Source organism: Xanthomonas arboricola pv. guizotiae (assembly GCF_002940205.1).
GTDB lineage: Bacteria > Pseudomonadota > Gammaproteobacteria > Xanthomonadales > Xanthomonadaceae > Xanthomonas > Xanthomonas arboricola_C.
On sequence record NZ_MDSK01000025.1, the window covers coordinates 1 to 15,409 of the forward strand.

12 protein-coding genes and 1 pseudogene are annotated in these 15,409 nt (G+C 65.5%); 6 read left to right on the forward strand and 7 right to left on the reverse strand.

The features are described from left to right. From XarbCFBP7408_RS14980 to XarbCFBP7408_RS14990, 3 genes are all read left to right on the forward strand, one after another. The coding region (locus tag XarbCFBP7408_RS14980; RefSeq protein ID WP_219820279.1) for a hypothetical protein at positions 1-294 on the forward strand (294 nt) is incomplete at its 5' end. 27 nt (positions 295-321) lie between these two features. Further along, positions 322-732 (forward strand): phosphate ABC transporter substrate-binding protein, encoded by a 411-nt coding sequence (locus tag XarbCFBP7408_RS14985; protein ID WP_146093773.1) that lies wholly within the window; start codon positions 322-324, stop codon positions 730-732. A gap of 167 nt (positions 733-899) precedes the next feature. After that, a complete protein-coding gene (locus tag XarbCFBP7408_RS14990) occupies positions 900-2,996 on the forward strand; it encodes a methyl-accepting chemotaxis protein (protein WP_181106637.1) in 2,097 nt (698 codons plus the stop codon). Positions 2,997-3,104: 108 nt separating this feature from the next. Here XarbCFBP7408_RS14990 and XarbCFBP7408_RS14995 read toward each other — a convergent pair whose 3' ends face one another. After that, positions 3,105-4,490 (reverse strand): glutamine synthetase family protein, encoded by a 1,386-nt coding sequence (locus XarbCFBP7408_RS14995; RefSeq protein WP_104563639.1) that lies wholly within the window; start codon positions 4,488-4,490, stop codon positions 3,105-3,107. 6 nt (positions 4,491-4,496) lie between these two features. Beyond that, positions 4,497-5,252: a gamma-glutamyl-gamma-aminobutyrate hydrolase family protein gene (locus XarbCFBP7408_RS15000; RefSeq protein ID WP_104563640.1), complete on the reverse strand. Its 756-nt coding sequence runs from the start codon at positions 5,250-5,252 to the stop codon at positions 4,497-4,499. Positions 5,253-5,539: 287 nt separating this feature from the next. Between XarbCFBP7408_RS15000 and XarbCFBP7408_RS15005 the strand changes: the two genes are divergently transcribed. The 3 genes from XarbCFBP7408_RS15005 to XarbCFBP7408_RS15015 all read left to right on the forward strand — a co-directional run bounded on the left by XarbCFBP7408_RS15005 (position 5,540) and on the right by XarbCFBP7408_RS15015 (position 9,630). After that, a complete protein-coding gene (locus XarbCFBP7408_RS15005; protein WP_104563678.1) occupies positions 5,540-6,919 on the forward strand; it encodes a glutamine synthetase family protein in 1,380 nt (459 codons plus the stop codon). Beyond that, positions 6,919-8,235, forward strand: coding sequence for an NAD(P)/FAD-dependent oxidoreductase (locus XarbCFBP7408_RS15010; RefSeq protein WP_104563641.1), 1,317 nt, complete (start codon positions 6,919-6,921; stop codon positions 8,233-8,235). The genes XarbCFBP7408_RS15005 and XarbCFBP7408_RS15010 overlap by 1 nt, the downstream gene beginning before the upstream one ends. 96 nt (positions 8,236-8,331) lie before the next feature. Next, complete coding sequence (locus XarbCFBP7408_RS15015) at positions 8,332-9,630, forward strand: diguanylate cyclase (protein ID WP_039512053.1); 1,299 nt, start codon at positions 8,332-8,334, stop codon at positions 9,628-9,630. Between the two features lie 45 nt (positions 9,631-9,675). Here the strand turns inward: XarbCFBP7408_RS15015 and XarbCFBP7408_RS15020 are convergent, their stop codons facing one another. The 5 genes and pseudogenes from XarbCFBP7408_RS15020 to fdhD form a co-directional block, all read right to left on the reverse strand. Then, on the reverse strand, positions 9,676-10,980 hold the full coding sequence (locus XarbCFBP7408_RS15020; protein ID WP_104563642.1) for an MFS transporter: 1,305 nt from the start codon (positions 10,978-10,980) through the stop codon (positions 9,676-9,678). 406 nt (positions 10,981-11,386) lie between these two features. Further along, positions 11,387-11,542 (reverse strand): annotated as a pseudogene (locus tag XarbCFBP7408_RS23515) (IS110 family transposase); the annotation flags it as partial. A gap of 407 nt (positions 11,543-11,949) precedes the next feature. Next, entirely contained in the window at positions 11,950-12,228 is a 279-nt protein-coding gene (locus tag XarbCFBP7408_RS15030) for a hypothetical protein (protein ID WP_065031620.1), read from the reverse strand. Next, positions 12,218-14,566: an FdhF/YdeP family oxidoreductase gene (locus tag XarbCFBP7408_RS15035; protein WP_104563644.1), complete on the reverse strand. Its 2,349-nt coding sequence runs from the start codon at positions 14,564-14,566 to the stop codon at positions 12,218-12,220. The genes XarbCFBP7408_RS15030 and XarbCFBP7408_RS15035 overlap by 11 nt, the downstream gene beginning before the upstream one ends. Further along, a complete protein-coding gene (fdhD, locus tag XarbCFBP7408_RS15040) occupies positions 14,563-15,408 on the reverse strand; it encodes a formate dehydrogenase accessory sulfurtransferase FdhD (RefSeq protein WP_104563645.1) in 846 nt (281 codons plus the stop codon). Before fdhD ends, XarbCFBP7408_RS15035 begins: the two co-directional genes overlap by 4 nt. Between the last annotated feature and the right edge of the window lies 1 nt (position 15,409).

Below are 15,409 nucleotides of genomic sequence, written 5' to 3' on the forward strand. Positions count from 1 at the left end.
GTCGCATCGATCTCCACTTGGCGTTGCTTTCGCTCGCATCCTCCATCATCTGCTTACGCCTTCTTCCTGGGTTTTGTTAGCCGCTCTAAGTACGTGAATCCGATCAACGGCAAGCAGACCACCAAATCCGTGGGCGTGCGCTGGGACTTGCATCCTTCCCTTGCGCTGAAGGCGCAGTGGGATGTCGTCGATACCCACGGCACCATCGGCAAGAGCTTCAATATCGGCAGCTTCCGACCAGGCTTCGACGGTAAGGCGAACGTGTTTGCCGTAGCACTCGATTTCGTCTTTTAACCCATCGTCGCCTTGCACGGAGTTCACATGAAAAATTTCTCTCCACTCCTGATGGTCCTGCTGTTCTGCCCGCCACTGCACGCGGTTGCCGGCGCGGTGGTAGTGGCCAAGGATTCGCCTGTTGTCGTGGCCAATGTCGAGGAGGCCAAGAAAGTCTTCCTCGGTCGCCAGACCACCAGCGGCGGCAAGACCATCACCTTGATCTACCAGAAGGATGCAGCCACTCGTGCTGAATTCGAGGGCAAGGTATTGGGCAAGACAGGCGCCGATTTGACCGGCTATTGGTCCAAGCTGATCTTCTCCGGCAAAGCGAGCGCACCGACCGAAGTCGCCGGTGATGCGGACGTCAAGGCCAAGGTAAAGGCAAATTCCGGCGCGGTCGGCTATGTCAGTGACAAAGCCATCGACGACTCCGTCAAGGTGTTGTTGAAGTACTGAGTTGCTTAGGTCTGGCACAAGGTGCCAGATCTCACCTTTCCGGGAGAGACCTCATGTCATCCGCCTCCAAACGCCTTTCACTTCCCAGATGGGGAATGCTTTCGCGTGCTACCGCACGCTTATCGCGGCGGTTGCGCTACATATCGATCCGCAGCAAGATTTTGCTGTTGCCCAGCATCGCCCTGCTGGGCTTGCTGGCCTACAGCGTCTACACCATCTCCGCATCGCGCGCCAATATCCACACATTGGAGCGTTTTGCTGCCAATACCCTACCGGTGATGTCGCTGGCCGCGCAGGCCAACCAGGGGCTGATCGAGACACAGGCCACCTTCAGCCAGGCGCTTGGCGACAAAGACGAGTTCCTGATCGAGGATGCGGTCAAACTCGCCCAAACAGCGCGCCAGAAGATTCAGTCGATCAAGACCAAGGATCCCAGCTATGCGCCACGGGTCACCGAATTGGTTGCCCTGTGGGATCGCTATGTCGAAAAAAGCAAGCTCGCCGTCACCGGCATCATCAGCGGTCAAGGCGACATGCAGTCGTTCCAGGCACTGGCGACCGAAAAACAGGCTGCCTACCAACAGGTACGCGACGCGCTCAACAAGCTGGGTAGCGACAGCGAAACCAGCTTCAAGAGCGCGCTGACCGAAGCGGCTGCGCAGGCGACGCGTGCGTCGTGGATCGGTGCGTCGGCGACCGTGGTGCTGCTGCTGCTGACGGTGCTGGCTGCACTGCTGATCGATGCGGCCATCCGTCAGCCCATCGAGCGGCTCAACCAGGCGATCGGCCAGGTGGCGCGTGGCGATTTCGATGTACACGTGGAGGACGAGGGAAAAGATGCGCTGAGTACAATGTGCCGCTCGTTCAACTCGTTGCTGGTGGATTTGAAGGCAGCGATCAGCGAAACCAACCAGGTGCTGGCGGCGGTAGAGCGCGGCAACTTCAGTCAACGCGTCGCCGCCGATCTTCCTGGGGATCTGGCCACGCTCAAGCATGGCGTTAATGCCGGCGCCGACAGCGTACAGCGCACCATGCGTGCCCTGGACGCAGTCATGGATGCACTGGCCAGAGGCGACTTCTCCGCACGGATGAGCGAAGACGTGGAAGGCGATTCGCGCGTGAAGGTGGATCGCGCGATGCACCTGCTGCAGGAGTCGCTGGAAGAATTGAGAACCAGCATGACCGCCACTGCCGAGGGCAATTTCAAGCGTCGGATCGATGCGGATCTTCCCGGTGACCTGGGCGTGCTCAAGCAGGCGGTCAATCAATCTTTGAATGCGTTGGATCTGGCACTTTCGGAGATCAGCGCCACCACAGATGCACTTGCCAATGGCGATCTGAGCCGGCGCGTCCAGGGTCTCTATGCAGGCACCCTCGGTGCGCTGACATCCAGCCTCAACGGATCGCTAGACAGTTTGAGCGAGGTCATCGGCGAGGTGGCCAGCACCGCAGAAGATGTGAGCAACGGTGCCGATGAAATTTCGTCGGGCAACAGCGACCTGTCCGGACGCACCGAACGCCAGGCTGCAGCGCTGGAGCAAAGCGCAGCCAGCATTAAGTCGCTGCTGGAGTCGGCGCGCCAGGCCGCAGAAAACAGCCGTCAGACCAGCGAACTGACGGTCGGTGCGCTGGAGAACTCGCGCCACGGCGCGGAAGTGGTCAGCAAGGCTGGCGATTCCATGGAAGGCATCAACCAGTCCAGTCGGCGGATCGCCGATATCATTGGCCTGATCGATTCCGTGGCATTCCAGACCAACCTGCTCGCCCTCAACGCGGCAGTGGAAGCCGCCCGTGCCGGCGAGCACGGGCGCGGTTTTGCAGTGGTTGCCAGCGAAGTTCGCAACCTTGCGCACCGAACCGCATCGTCGGCCAAGGAAATCCGCGATCTGATCAGTGACTCCAACCAACGCGTGCACGAGGGCACCGATCTGGTCGCCGCTACACGCGAGCAATTGGAAGCGATCAATGCATCCAACGAGCGGGTCGCACAGCTCTCCCGCGAAGCCGCCAGCGCCGCACAGGATCAATCTTCGGGACTGCAGGAACTCAGCCGGGCGGTGGACGATCTGGAAAGCGTGAACCAGCAAAACAGCAGCCTGGTCGAGGAGGTGTCCGCATCCAGCGAGTCGCTACGCGAACGCGCGGTGCAGCTGCGCACGATGGTGGCGGGGTTCCGGTTGCAGGATGCGGATAGTGCAGTACGGCAGAGTTCGGCGGTGGTCGCAAAGCTGGCCCTGCAGCGTGCGGCCAGAACACCGGCCTGACCGCTCTTTCGATGTCGGTGGCTTGCCATGGGGCAAGCCACCGACGCATGGGTCGCGATGGAAACGCGCCTGCAGAGTGGTGGCCCGGCAGGAAAAGCACGGAGCGCCTTACACATTCAACAACAGGAACTCCCGCTCCCACGAACTGATCACCCGAAAGAACGTCTCGTATTCCTTGCGCTTGACCGAGATGTAGGCGCGCACGAAGCGCCGCCCCAGCATCTCCTGCAAGGCCTCGCAGCCCTCCAGACCGTCCAGCGCCTCGCCCAGCGAGCGTGGCAACTCGTAGCCGTGCTCCTTGCCGTTGCTGCTGATCGGCGCGGTCGGCTCGAGCTTTTCGCGGATGCCGAGCAACCCGCAGGCCAGGGTCGCTGCCATCGCCAGATACGGATTGGCGTCGGAGCCGGCAAAGCGGCTTTCCACCCGCATGTTCTGCGGCACATCGATCGGCACCCGCAGCCCGCAGGTGCGATTGTCGAAGCCCCACAGCACGTTGCTCGGCGACACCTCGCCGAACATCAGCCGCCGGTAGGAATTGACATTGGGTGCCAGCAGCCCCATCGCCATCGGAATGTATTTCTGCAGGCCACCGAGATACTGCGCAAAGGTGTCGCTGAAGCCGCCGTCGCGTTTGCCGCTGAACACGTTCTTGCCGGTGCCGGCATGCAGCAGGCTCTGGTGGATGTGCATCGCACTGCCCGGCTCGGTCTCCATCGGCTTGGCCAGAAACGTCGCATACACGCCATGCCGCAGCGCCGCTTCGCGCATGGTGCGCTTGAACAGGAACACCTGATCGGCGCGCGAGAGCGCATCGGCGTGGGTGAAGTTGACCTCCAGCTGCGCGGCGCCGGATTCGTGGATCAGCGTATCCACGTCCAGTTCCATCGCATCGCAATAGTCGTACATCAGGTCCAGGATGGGGTCGAACTCGTTGACCGCATCGATCGAATACGACTGCCGCGCAGTCTCCGGCCGACCCGAGCGCCCGGCCGGCGGCAACAACGGAAAGTCCGGGTCGGTGTTCTTCTGCACCAGGAAGAATTCCAGCTCCGGCGCCACCACCGGTTGCAGCTTGGCGTCGGCATAGGCGTCCAGCACGCGCCGCAGCACATTGCGCGGGGCAAGCTCATGCGGCTGGCCGTCCTTGGTGTAGCAATCGTGGATGACCTGCGCGGTGGGATCGGCCGCCCACGGCACCATGCGCACGGTGGACGCGTCCGGGCGCAGATGCATGTCCGAATCCGATGGCGAGGTCAGCTCGTAGTAATCGTCCGGGAAATCGCCGGTGACGGTGGTGGCGAAGATGCCTTCCGGCAGCCGGGTGCCGTAGTCGTGCGAAAACTTGTCCGCCGGAATGATCTTGCCGCGTGCGTTGCCGGTGATGTCCGGCACCAGGCACTCGACCTCGGTGATGTGGCGGTCCTTGAGCCAGCGGCGCAGCGCGCTCTCGGGCTGCTTGGGCGTGGATGTGCGCGAACGTGTGCGGATCGACATGCAACCTCACTGACCGCGTCGAGCGGCGTATTGGCGACAGGCCTCGCCGAAGGCCTGGAAGATGGCACGGTAGAACGGATGCTGGGCGACACGCCACTCCGGATGCCACTGCACCGCGAGCAGAAAGCCCGGCCCGGCGCCGCGAAAGGCTTCGATCAGGCCGTCCGGCGCGGTGGCCTCGATCAGCAGGCCGTCGGCCAGGCGCGCAATGCCCTGCCCGTGCAGCGAGTTCACCGCGACCTGCGCACTGTCGCTCATGCCGGCCAGCAGGCCGCCGGGGTGCAGCTGCACCGGATGCGCCGGGCCGTACTGCATGTCCAGCGGCGCGGCACGGTCTTCGCGGTGATCGGCCAGGCCGGGCACATCATGCACGCGTTGATACAGGCGCCCGCCCAGCGCCACGTTGACCTCCTGCAGCCCGCGGCAGATCGCCAGCACCGGCAGGCCGCGCGCGAGCGCCTGCGGAATCAGCCCCAGGCTGGTGGCATCGCGCGCCGGGTCGTGCGGATTGCCCTCCCAGCTCGGCTCGTCGCTGTAGTGATGCGGCTCGACATTGCTCACCGCACCGGTCAGCAACAGGCCATCCAGGCGATCCAGCCACGCGCCCGCATCCAGCGTAGGCTGCAGGCTCGGCAACAGCACCGGCATCGCCCCGGCCGCGTCCACCACCGCGCGGATGTATTTTTCCCCAGTGGCCAGAAACGGATGCGGCCCTTGCTGGAGGCGATCGGTCGGCAACCCGACCAGTGGAACGATGGGCATGCAGATCTCCCGGTTGACGCTGCTGCATCACGCCTGCGCTCGCCATCAGGCAGGCGCTGGCACTGTACAGGGCACAGGTGGCGCGCAGCTGGCGGCTTGCGCATCACCTGCATCCCTCCGACTGCGACGACTTGTCAGCGGGTGCTCGTCACGGGTTGATGGGGTGCGTCGCCGATGCCTGCGAACTTAGCGTGCGGCCACCTGCATTGCCAGGGTCCACACACGCACGATCGCGAACGATCACCTGCGCTTTGCTAGTCTGAGCGGCGACCTTGCAGGTGGTGCCCATGGTTTCCGAGAACTCCGTCGCGTGCTTGCCCGCCACCGATGCCGCCACGCTGGCGCGAATCGGTGGCTGCGAAGCGGTCGATCTGCTGTTGCCCGACACCAATGGCGTGCTGCGTGGCAAACGTGTGACAGCCGAAGTCCTGGACAAGGTCTATCGCGATGGCGTGTGCCTGCCGATGTCGCTGATCGCCACCGACATCACCGGCAATACCGTCGAGGAAACCGGGCTGGGCTACGCCATCGGCGATGCCGATCGCATCTGCCGGCCCATCGCCGGCTCGCTGCGCACGGTGCCGTGGGCGCCGCGGCCGATGGCGCAGCTGCTGCTGGCGATGCATCAGCCGGACGGCAGCGTGTTCGAGGTCGCGCCGCGCGCGGTCCTGCAGCGCGTGCTGCACGGTTTTGCTGCGCTCGGCCTGACCCCGGTCATGGCGGTGGAACTGGAGTTCTACCTGTTCGACGCGGTGCCCGATGCGCAGGGACGCCCGCAGACGCCGCGCGACCCGCAGACCGGTGCGCGCAGCGACAGCACCCAGGTGTATTCCTTGCAGGACCTGGACGACCAGCGCGCGTTCACCGACGCGGTGACTGCCGCCTGCCGGCAGCAGGGCATCCCGGCCGACACCGCCGTGGCCGAATACGCACCCGGCCAGTTCGAAATCAACCTGCAGCATCGCGCCGATGCGGTGGCCGCCTGCGACGAGGCGATCCTGCTCAAGCGCACCATCAAGGCGATTGCGCAACAGCAGGGCAAGCTCGCCAGCTTCATGGCCAAGCCGTTTCCCGGCCAGGCCGGCAGCGGCCTGCACCCGCATGTGAGCCTGCTCGATGCCGACGGGCACAACGTGTTTGCCGGCAGCGTCGGTGTGCCCGCCGACCGCCTGCGCCATGCCATCGCCGGCCTGCAGCGGCACGCCGATGCCTCGCTGCTGATGTTCGCGCCGCACGCCAACAGTTACCGCAGGTTCGTCAGCAATGCCTTCGTGCCGCTGGATGCGAGCTGGGGCTTCAACAACCGCACCGTGGCGCTGCGCATCCCGCACAGCGATACACGCAACACCCGTATCGAGCATCGCATCGCCGGCGCCGATGCCAACCCGTACCTGGCCGCCGCCGCCGTGCTGGCCGCCATGCTGGACGGCCTGCAACATCCCGCCGAACCCAGCGCGCCAGTCACCGGCAATGCCTACGCGCAAGCGGTCTTTCGTCCGCGCACCTGGCAGGCGGCGGTGGATGCATTCGGCGCCAGCGACTTTGTCGGCGCGCAGTTCGGCAGCCAGTTCCAGCACGTATTCGGCCAGCAGAAACAGCGCGAGCTGCTCGACTACCAGGCGCAGGTGCCGGATCTGGATTACGCCCGGTACCTGCGGATCGTCTGATGGACGGCCCGGCCACAACGCTGCCGCCAACCGATCCGCCGGGTAACGGCTATCCCGACAGCTGGTATGCCCGCAGCACGCCGGCCCTGCCGGAGCAACCACGCCTGCAAGGCGTCCAACGTGCCGATGTCTGCATCCTCGGCGCCGGCTATACCGGCCTCACCGCTGCGCTCGCCCTGGCCGAGGCCGGCTACACCGTCATCGTGCTGGACGCCAGGCGCATCGGCTGGGGCGCCTCCGGGCACAACGGCGGCCAGGCCATCGTCGGCTACGGCTGCGAGCAGGAAACCCTGGAAGCGCTGGTCGGCGACGCCGACGCGCGGCTGCTGTTCGACTTCTCGCGCGACGGCATGCGCCTGCTGCGCGCGCGCATCGACCGCCACGCCATCGCCTGCGACTGGCGCAACGGCCACGCCCATGTACCGCTGAAGCCGCGCCAGGTGCAGGCCTTGCAGCACGGCATCGTGCGCATGGCCGAGCGCTACGACTACCCGCTGGAATGGTGGGACCGCGCGCGTACGCGGCAGGTGCTGGACAGCCCGCTCTACCTGGGCGCGATGTTCGACCCGGCCAGCGGCCATCTGCATCCGCTGGCCTATGCGCTGGGCCTGGCGCGCGCAGCGCTGGCGGCCGGCGTACGCATCCACGAGGCCTCGCCCGTCTCCCGGCTGGAGCACGGCGCGCGCGTGACGATGCATACCGACCAGGGCAGCGTCAGCGCCGAGTTCGGCGTGATCGCCGGCAACGCCCTGCTGCAGGGCATTTCCACAGCGCTGGAACGCCGCATCATGCCGGTCGGCACCTATGTCGGTGCGACGCCGCCGCTGGGCCAGGCCCGTGCACGCGCGCTGATCGCCAACGACATGGCGGTCGCCGACACCAACTGGGCACTGGACTACTACCGGCTCAGCGCCGACCACCGGCTGCTGTTCGGCGGACGCGCCAGCTACTCCTCGCGCCCGCCGCCCGGCCTGGATCGGTTGATGACCCGGCGCATGCACACGGTCTTCCCGCAACTGCGCGACGTGCCGCTGCAAGCCCTGTGGGGCGGCTACGTGGACATCTCGCGCAATCGCGCCCCGCACTGGGGCCGGCTGGGGCCGAACGTGTATTTCGCGCAGGGATTTTCCGGGCATGGCGTCGCCGCCACCGGCCTGGCCGGCCAGGTCATCGCCGAGGCCATCGCCGGCCAGAGCCGACGGCTGGACGTGTTCGCACGCATTCCGCATCGGCCCTTCCCCGGGGGGCGCCTGCTACGCACGCCGCTGCTGGTGGCGGCGATGAGTTGGTACCGGCTGCGCGATGCGTTGTGGTGAACAGGGCGCCGTCTTGGGCACTTTGAGACGCGGCGCTCAAGTTTTGGCGAGCAGGGCCGTTAGCTGGTATGACGGTTCGATCCGCACGGCCAGCCGATGTCCCCAGGTACCCTACATCGCAATAGTGAAAGCGCAGTCCTGCCGCAACGCGTGTTGCTGGTGGAGAACTCGCGCACCTTCACCAGCATGCTGCGCGAAGCCATCGAGCAACGCGTGGAGCTGCCGGTCACGGTCGTATCGACGCTGGCGGAAGCCGCCCGTGTACTGGACGAAGAAGACGGCTGGTTTCTGGTCCTGACCGGCCTGGTATTGGTGGACGGCGACCGCGACAAGGTCGTGGAATTTTTCCTCTCGCGCAAGCTGCCCACCGTGGTGGTCAGCGGCGTCTACGACGAGGATCTGCGCCAGCGCGTGCTGCAGCAGCAGATCATCGATTACGTGCTCAAGAACGCGCCCGGCAGCATCGAATATCTGGCCTGGCTGGTGCAACGCCTGGAGCGCAACCGCCGCATCGCCGCGCTGGTGGTGGACGATTCCCTGTCCGCACGGACCTATGCGGCCGCGTTGCTGTCGATGTACGGCTACCGCGTGGTGCTGGCGGCCGACGGTGCGGCCGGCCTGCAGGCGATCGAGCGCGACCCCGGCATCCGCCTGACCATCGTCGACCAGGAAATGCCCGGCATGGAAGGGGTGGAATTCACCCGCCGGCTGCGTGCGATCCGTTCGCGCGACAAGGTCGCGGTGATCGGCATCTCCGGCAACAGCGACTCGTCGCTGATCCCGCGTTTCCTCAAGAACGGTGCCAACGATTTCCTGCGCAAGCCGTTCTCGCGCGAAGAGTTCTTCTGCCGCGTGTCGCAGAACGTGGACCAGCTGGAACTGATCGGCACGCTGCAGGACCTGGCCACCCGCGACTTCCTCACCGGCCTGCCCAACCGGCGCTATTTCCTGGAACAAAGCCAGCGGGTGATCCCCACCCTGCTGTCGCAGGAGCAGACGGTCACCGCGGCGATGCTGGACATCGACCACTTCAAGCACATCAACGACACCTGGGGCCACGAAGCCGGCGACCAGGCGCTGCGGGCGGTGGCCGCATCGGTCTCCAGCCACGCGCGGCCGCAGGATCTGGTGGCGCGTTTCGGCGGCGAAGAATTCTGCCTGCTGGTACCGGGGCTGGATGCCGCCAACGCCACCAGCTACTTCGAAACCCTGCGCGAACGCATCAGCGCACTGCGCGTGCGGATCGGCGATGAAACCCTCAGCATGACGGTGAGCATCGGCGTATGCATCGCCACCGAAGACGGCCAGTCGCTGCACCATCTGCTGGGCGAAGCGGACAAGTACCTATATCTGGCCAAGGCCGGCGGCCGCAACCAGGTGCGTCTGGCCAGCTGAGCGGCGTCAACGCAGCGCAGCGTGCAGATGCGCGCGATGCGCTGCTTACGTCGAAACCGCCGATGCCGCACGCCGTCGCAGCGCACGTGCGGCCATCAACGCCAGCAGGCTCAACACCGCCGCGGCGCCCAGATACTGCCCGACCGCCTGCACGCCATAGCGTGCGGCCAGTTGCGTGGCCACGTACGGCGCCGGTGCCGCCCCCAGAATGCTGGCCAGGTTGAACGACAGCGATGCGCCTGTGTAGCGCACTTCGGTGGGATACAGCTCGGCCAGCAGCGTGCCGCAAGGGCCGTAGGTCAGGCCCATGAAGAAGAACCCAAGACCCAAAAATGCCAGCACCTGCAACGGATGATTGGCCTGGAACAGCGGCGCGAATGCCAAGCCGAACGCGATGCTCGCGACACTGGCCAGCATCATCGCCAGCGGTGCGCCATGGCGGTCGCCGAACCTGGCCGACAGCGGGATGCCGATCGCGAAGAACACGATGCCGGCCATCTGCAACAGCAGGAACTGCTCCTTGTCGTAGCCCAGGGTCTTGGTCCCGTAACCCAGCGCGAACACCGTCATCAGGTAGAACAGCACGAAGGTGGCGAATGCGCCCAGCGTGCCGATGATCAGCGCCGGCCAGTGCTGCGAGATCACCGTGCCCAAGGGCAGGCGCACGCGCGTCTTGCGGTCCAGGGCCTTCTGGAAATCCGGCGTCTCGGTGATGCTCAGGCGCACCCACAGGCCGGTCAGCACCAGCAACGCGCTGGCCAGAAACGGCACCCGCCAGCCCCATTGCATGAACTGCGCATCGTCGAGCAACGCGCCCATGCCGAGAAAGGTGCCGGTGGACAGCAGAAAGCCCAGCGGCGCACCCAGCTGCGGAAACATGCCGTACCACACGCGCTTGCCGGGCGGTGCATTTTCGGTGGCAAGCAGCACGGCCCCGCCCCACTCGCCGCCCAGGCCCAGGCCCTGGCCAAAGCGGCACAGCGCCAGCAACGCAGGTGCGAACACGCCGATCTGCGCGTAGCTGGGCAGCAAGCCGATCGCCACGGTGGACAGGCCCATCGTCAGCAGCGCCGCCACCAACGTGGCCTTGCGCCCGATCCGGTCGCCGAAATGGCCGAACACCGCCGAGCCCACCGGCCGTGCGATAAAGGCCACCGCAAACGTCGCCAGCGACTGCAGCATCGCCGCACTGCCGTCGCCGGCGGGAAAGAACAGCGTCGGAAACACCAGCACCGCAGCGGTGGCGTAGATATAGAAATCGAAGAACTCGATGGTGGTGCCGATCAGACTGGCGAACAGCACGCGCGCAGGCGAATTGATGGGAGCAGCAGGCGGCGCAGCAGCAGTCATCGTTGATCGGCATCCAGACAAGACAAGTCAGCCGATTCTGGCAGATTGCAGCAGCGGTTTGCGTAGACCAACCTGCTTGCAAAAAGTTACAGCCGTGACTGCTTGCCTTTCGGGCCGAATCGGCTTCTCGTCGGATAATGATCGGGAGAGCAAAGCGGACTGTCGTCAGCTGATGATTGACCGCGCTGAGAATGAGTCAGTTTCAGAGCCTCGGGTCTGCGGTTTGGTAGCAGGACCTTTGCCCACCCACCATCGCGTGGCACGTCGCAAGCATGTCCTCAGGCACCGCCAACACTCGGAATCTCGTTTGCTTTGGAGCCGTCGGACAGTGTTGATAGATTATTTGTAGAGCGGATGATCTGCAGTTTTGCTGCAAGGCCCTTGCCCGCCCACCATCGCGGGACACAGAGGCCTCCAGCACGATCTGGCCAGCCTGCTGCGTTGCCAGCCAGGACACGAGCTTGCGGTGGCCCGCGCCGGTGTTGTGAAACCGCGCAAAAGGGCCGTGGTGGACGGCGACATCCAACATGGCCTTGCACACATCAATCCCGATGCCGTTCATGGGTGAACTCCGTTAGGCTTGAAGGGTCGAGAGCTCCCCTGCCTGCCCAGCCTTACGTCTACGCGTGGTAACTCTGGCAACTGTTCGGGCGATACAGGGAGGAACCGGCGTGGGCACCTAGCTACAAGACGATCGGTAACGATCCAGGCTCTCACGGTGGCCCACGCCGGCTCTCGACACCTACGCTGCCACATTCCGAACAGATAAGGCGCTTACGCGGCATCCATGCCGCGTAAGGTCCCGCGACGGTGAGCAGGCAAGGACCTGTCGAGGTGGTCGGTGTGTTTGGTTGCAAGCAAAACATGGACTACGTTGTTCGGATCAGGTTGCGTCTGATCGAGCTTCCCGTGCAGGTGAAGAGGCTTCGGTCTCCCGCTTTCCTCAGCCGGGAAGAACCAGCAAGTTGCTCAGTCGCCCTGCTGCGTTTGCGTCATTGCACGCTGCGCATGCGCTGCCAGCCCGAGATCCGTCAGCACCGCGAATTGGCGCTCGCCGCGGTCTTCCAGCTGGATCCAGCCCGGGCCGGGTTGACCGTCCAGACTCGCGTTGCCCAACCACGCCAGGGTACGCAGCAGCACGCTCATGCGCACGCCCAGTTGCTTGCACAGGCGCGCCAGCGACACGCCCTCGGGCGTGTCGGCCAATGCGGCAAGCAGCAGCGCGGTGAGCTGTGGATCAGCGGACAAGCACCGCTCCGATGTCGCGCGGCGCCGCATCTGCGGTTTCGGCGCGGTGCGGCAGCACGATCACCGGAATCGACTTGGAGGTGGGCGTGCGCGCTTCGTCGGCGAAGCTGGACAGCGGCACCAGCGCGTTGGTTTCCGGGTAGTACGCCGCCAGGCAGCCACGTGGAATATTGTAGTCCACCAGCAGGAAGCGCCGCGCCTCGCGATGCACGCCGTCCTCGCACAGGCTCTCCAGGTCCACCCAATCGCCGGCCTTCATGTTCAACGCGGCGATGTCCGCGCCATTGATGAACAGCACGCGGCGTTCGCCGAACACGCCGCGGTAGCGATCGTCCAGGCCGTAGATGGTGGTGTTGTATTGATCGTGCGAGCGCGTGGTGGCCAGCGTGAATACCATCTGCTCGGTGTGGCTGCGGCGTGCGCGATGGATCGGGTTGTCGGTCGGCACCGCGTGCGGCTTGAACACCGCGCGCTTCTCGGGCGTCACCCACTGGCGATCGCGCGCGGTGTTGGACAGGCGGAAGCCGCCCGGCACCCGCACGCGCTGGTTGAAGTCGGCAAAATCGGGGAACACCTGGGCAATCAGGTCGCGAATGCGGTCGTAGTCGCCCACCAGCCAGCGCCAGCGGATCGCGCTGCGCGCACCCAGCGTCGCCTCGGCCAGGCGCGCCACGATCGCCGGCTCGGACAGCAGCTCCGGCGAGGCCGGCGGATTGATGCCGGCCGACAGGTGCACCATGCTCATCGAATCTTCCACCGTCACGCCTTGCGAGCCGGCGTCCTGGATGTCGATTTCGGTACGGCCCAGGCATGGCAGGATCAGCGCATCGCGCCCATGCACCAGATGGCTGCGATTGAGCTTGGTGGTGACATGCACGGTCAATTCGCAATTGCGCAGCGCGCGATGCGTGGCGTCGGTATCCGGCGTGGCGGCGGCGAAATTGCCGCCCATCGCGAAGAACACCTTGCCGCGCCCGTCCAGCATCGCCTCGATCGCACCGACGGTGTCGAAACCGTCTTCGCGCGGCGGCGCGAACCCGAACAGCGTCTGCAACTTGTCCAGGAAGGCGGCCGGCGGTTTTTCGTAGATCATCATCGTGCGGTCGCCCTGCACGTTGCTGTGTCCGCGCACCGGGCACACGCCCGCACCGGGACGGCCGAGATGGCCGCGCAGCAACAGCAGATTGGTGATCATGTGGATGGTGGCCACCGAATGCTTGTGCTGGGTGATGCCCATGCCCCAGCAGGCGATCACGCGCTCGGCGTTGAGATAGAGTTCGCCGGCCTTGCGCAGTGCCGCCTCGTCCAGCCCGGACTCTTCGACGATGGTGTCCCAGGATTCGCCATGCACCTCGGCGGCGAAGGCGTCGAAGTTGGCGGTGTGCTCGGCGATGAAATCCAGATCCAGCAGCCGTGGCGTGCCCTCGCGCTGGGCTTGCGCGTCACGCTCGAGCACATGTTTGATGATGCCCTTGATCGCGGCCAGATCGCCGCCGATCTTGAGCTGGAAATAATCCGAGGCGATGCGGGTGGAACCGTTGTGCAGCATCTCCAGCTTGTCCTGCGGGTCGGCGAACTTTTCCAGCCCGCGCTCGCGCAAGGGATTGAATGCCGCAATCGCCGCGCCGCGCTTGGAGGCCTGACGCAACTCGCCGAGCATGCGCGGGTGATTGGTGCCCGGGTTCTGGCCGAAGATGAAGATGGCATCGGCCAGTTCGAAATCGTGCAGCGACACCGTGCCCTTGCCCACGCCGATCTGCGAACGCAGCGCGGTGCCGGACGGCTCGTGGCACATGTTGGAGCAGTCGGGGAAGTTGTTGGTGCCGAACTCGCGCACGAACAACTGATACAGGAAGGCCGCCTCGTTGCTGGTGCGCCCGGAGGTGTAGAAGATCGCCTCGTCCGGCGATGCCAGCCCGTTGAGGTGCCCGGCGATCTGCGCGAAGGCCTCGTCCCAGCTCACCGGCACATAGTGATCGGTGGCAGCGTCGTAGCGCATCGGCTGGGTCAGCCGGCCCTGCCCTTCCAGCCAGTAGTCGCTGTACTGCGACAGCAGGCTGACGCTGTGCGAGGCGAACAGCTCCGGCCCGGCGCGGCGCGCGGTGGACTCGGCCGCGACGGCCTTGGCGCCGTTCTCGCAGAACTCGAAGGTGGAGGTGTGATCGCGGTCGGGCCAGGCGCAGCCGGGGCAGTCGAAACCGTCCGGCTGGTTGGCGTGCAGCAGCGTCTTGGCGCCCTGCACCGCGATGTCCTGTTCCATCAGGTGCTTGGCCACCGAGCGCAATGCGCCCCAGCCACCGGCGGGATTGTCGTATTGCTGGATGGTCTTCTTGCTCATGCGGGCTCTCCCACGGCGACGCCCAGATCCAGGCGCTGCGGATGGCTGTAAACGACACAATCGTGATCGCGGGCAAACCCGATCAGGGTCAGTCCCGCACTGTCGGCCAGGCTGATCGCCAGCGCGGTCGGCGCCGAAATCGCTGCGAGCAGCGGGATCCGGGCCTGCGCGGCTTTCATGGCCATTTCGTAACTGGCACGGCTGGTGACCACCGCAAACCCTTGCGACGCATCGACGCGTTCCCGCGCCAGCGCACCGATCAACTTGTCGAGCGCGTTATGCCGGCCGACGTCTTCGCGCACATGGCGCACCACACCGTGCGCATCGGCCCAACCGGCGGCATGTACCGCGCCGGTCTGCGCGGCGATCGGCTGCTGCGCGTGCAGTGCCTCCAACGCACGCGCCAGTGCCTGTGCATCGATCTGCAACGAGGACCGCAGCACCGGCGGCACACGCAGCACCGCCTCGATCGATTCGTTGCCGCACACCCCGCACCCGCTGCGGCCATCCAGATTGCGCCGCCGCCGGTCCAGCGCGGCGGCACGCTCGGGCGGGATCTCGATCTGCAGCGAGGCGCCTTCCAGAAACGTCTGCACCGCCACCACCCGCAGATCCTGCGGCTGGTCGACGATGCCCTCGCTCAGCGAGAAGCCGAGTGCGAAATCCTCCAGGTCTTCCGGCGTGGCCATCATCACCGCGAACGGCACGCCGTTGTAGTGGAAGGCGACCGGCATTTCGGCCGCCACCAGATCCTGCACCGTGGCGTTGCGGCCGCCACGGTGGCGGACCACCGTGCGCACCACACTGCCGGCGCGCACGGAACGGGAAGACGGAATGGTCATC

Excerpts from the sequence above, each read along its gene's own strand:
- XarbCFBP7408_RS15020 (WP_104563642.1), bottom strand. The coding sequence starts at position 10,980 with ATGACTGCTGCTGCGCCGCCTGCTGCTCCCATCAATTCGCCTGCGCGC.
- XarbCFBP7408_RS15000 (WP_104563640.1), bottom strand. The coding sequence starts at position 5,252 with ATGCCCATCGTTCCACTGGTCGGGTTGCCGACCGATCGCCTCCAGCAA.
- fdhD (WP_104563645.1), bottom strand. The coding sequence starts at position 15,408 with ATGACCATTCCGTCTTCCCGTTCCGTGCGCGCCGGCAGTGTGGTGCGC.
- XarbCFBP7408_RS14985 (WP_146093773.1), top strand. The coding sequence starts at position 322 with ATGAAAAATTTCTCTCCACTCCTGATGGTCCTGCTGTTCTGCCCGCCA.
- XarbCFBP7408_RS15035 (WP_104563644.1), bottom strand. The coding sequence starts at position 14,566 with ATGAGCAAGAAGACCATCCAGCAATACGACAATCCCGCCGGTGGCTGG.
- XarbCFBP7408_RS15015 (WP_039512053.1), top strand. The coding sequence starts at position 8,332 with ATGTCCCCAGGTACCCTACATCGCAATAGTGAAAGCGCAGTCCTGCCG.
- XarbCFBP7408_RS14995 (WP_104563639.1), bottom strand. The coding sequence starts at position 4,490 with ATGTCGATCCGCACACGTTCGCGCACATCCACGCCCAAGCAGCCCGAG.
- XarbCFBP7408_RS15010 (WP_104563641.1), top strand. The coding sequence starts at position 6,919 with ATGGACGGCCCGGCCACAACGCTGCCGCCAACCGATCCGCCGGGTAAC.
- XarbCFBP7408_RS15005 (WP_104563678.1), top strand. The coding sequence starts at position 5,540 with ATGGTTTCCGAGAACTCCGTCGCGTGCTTGCCCGCCACCGATGCCGCC.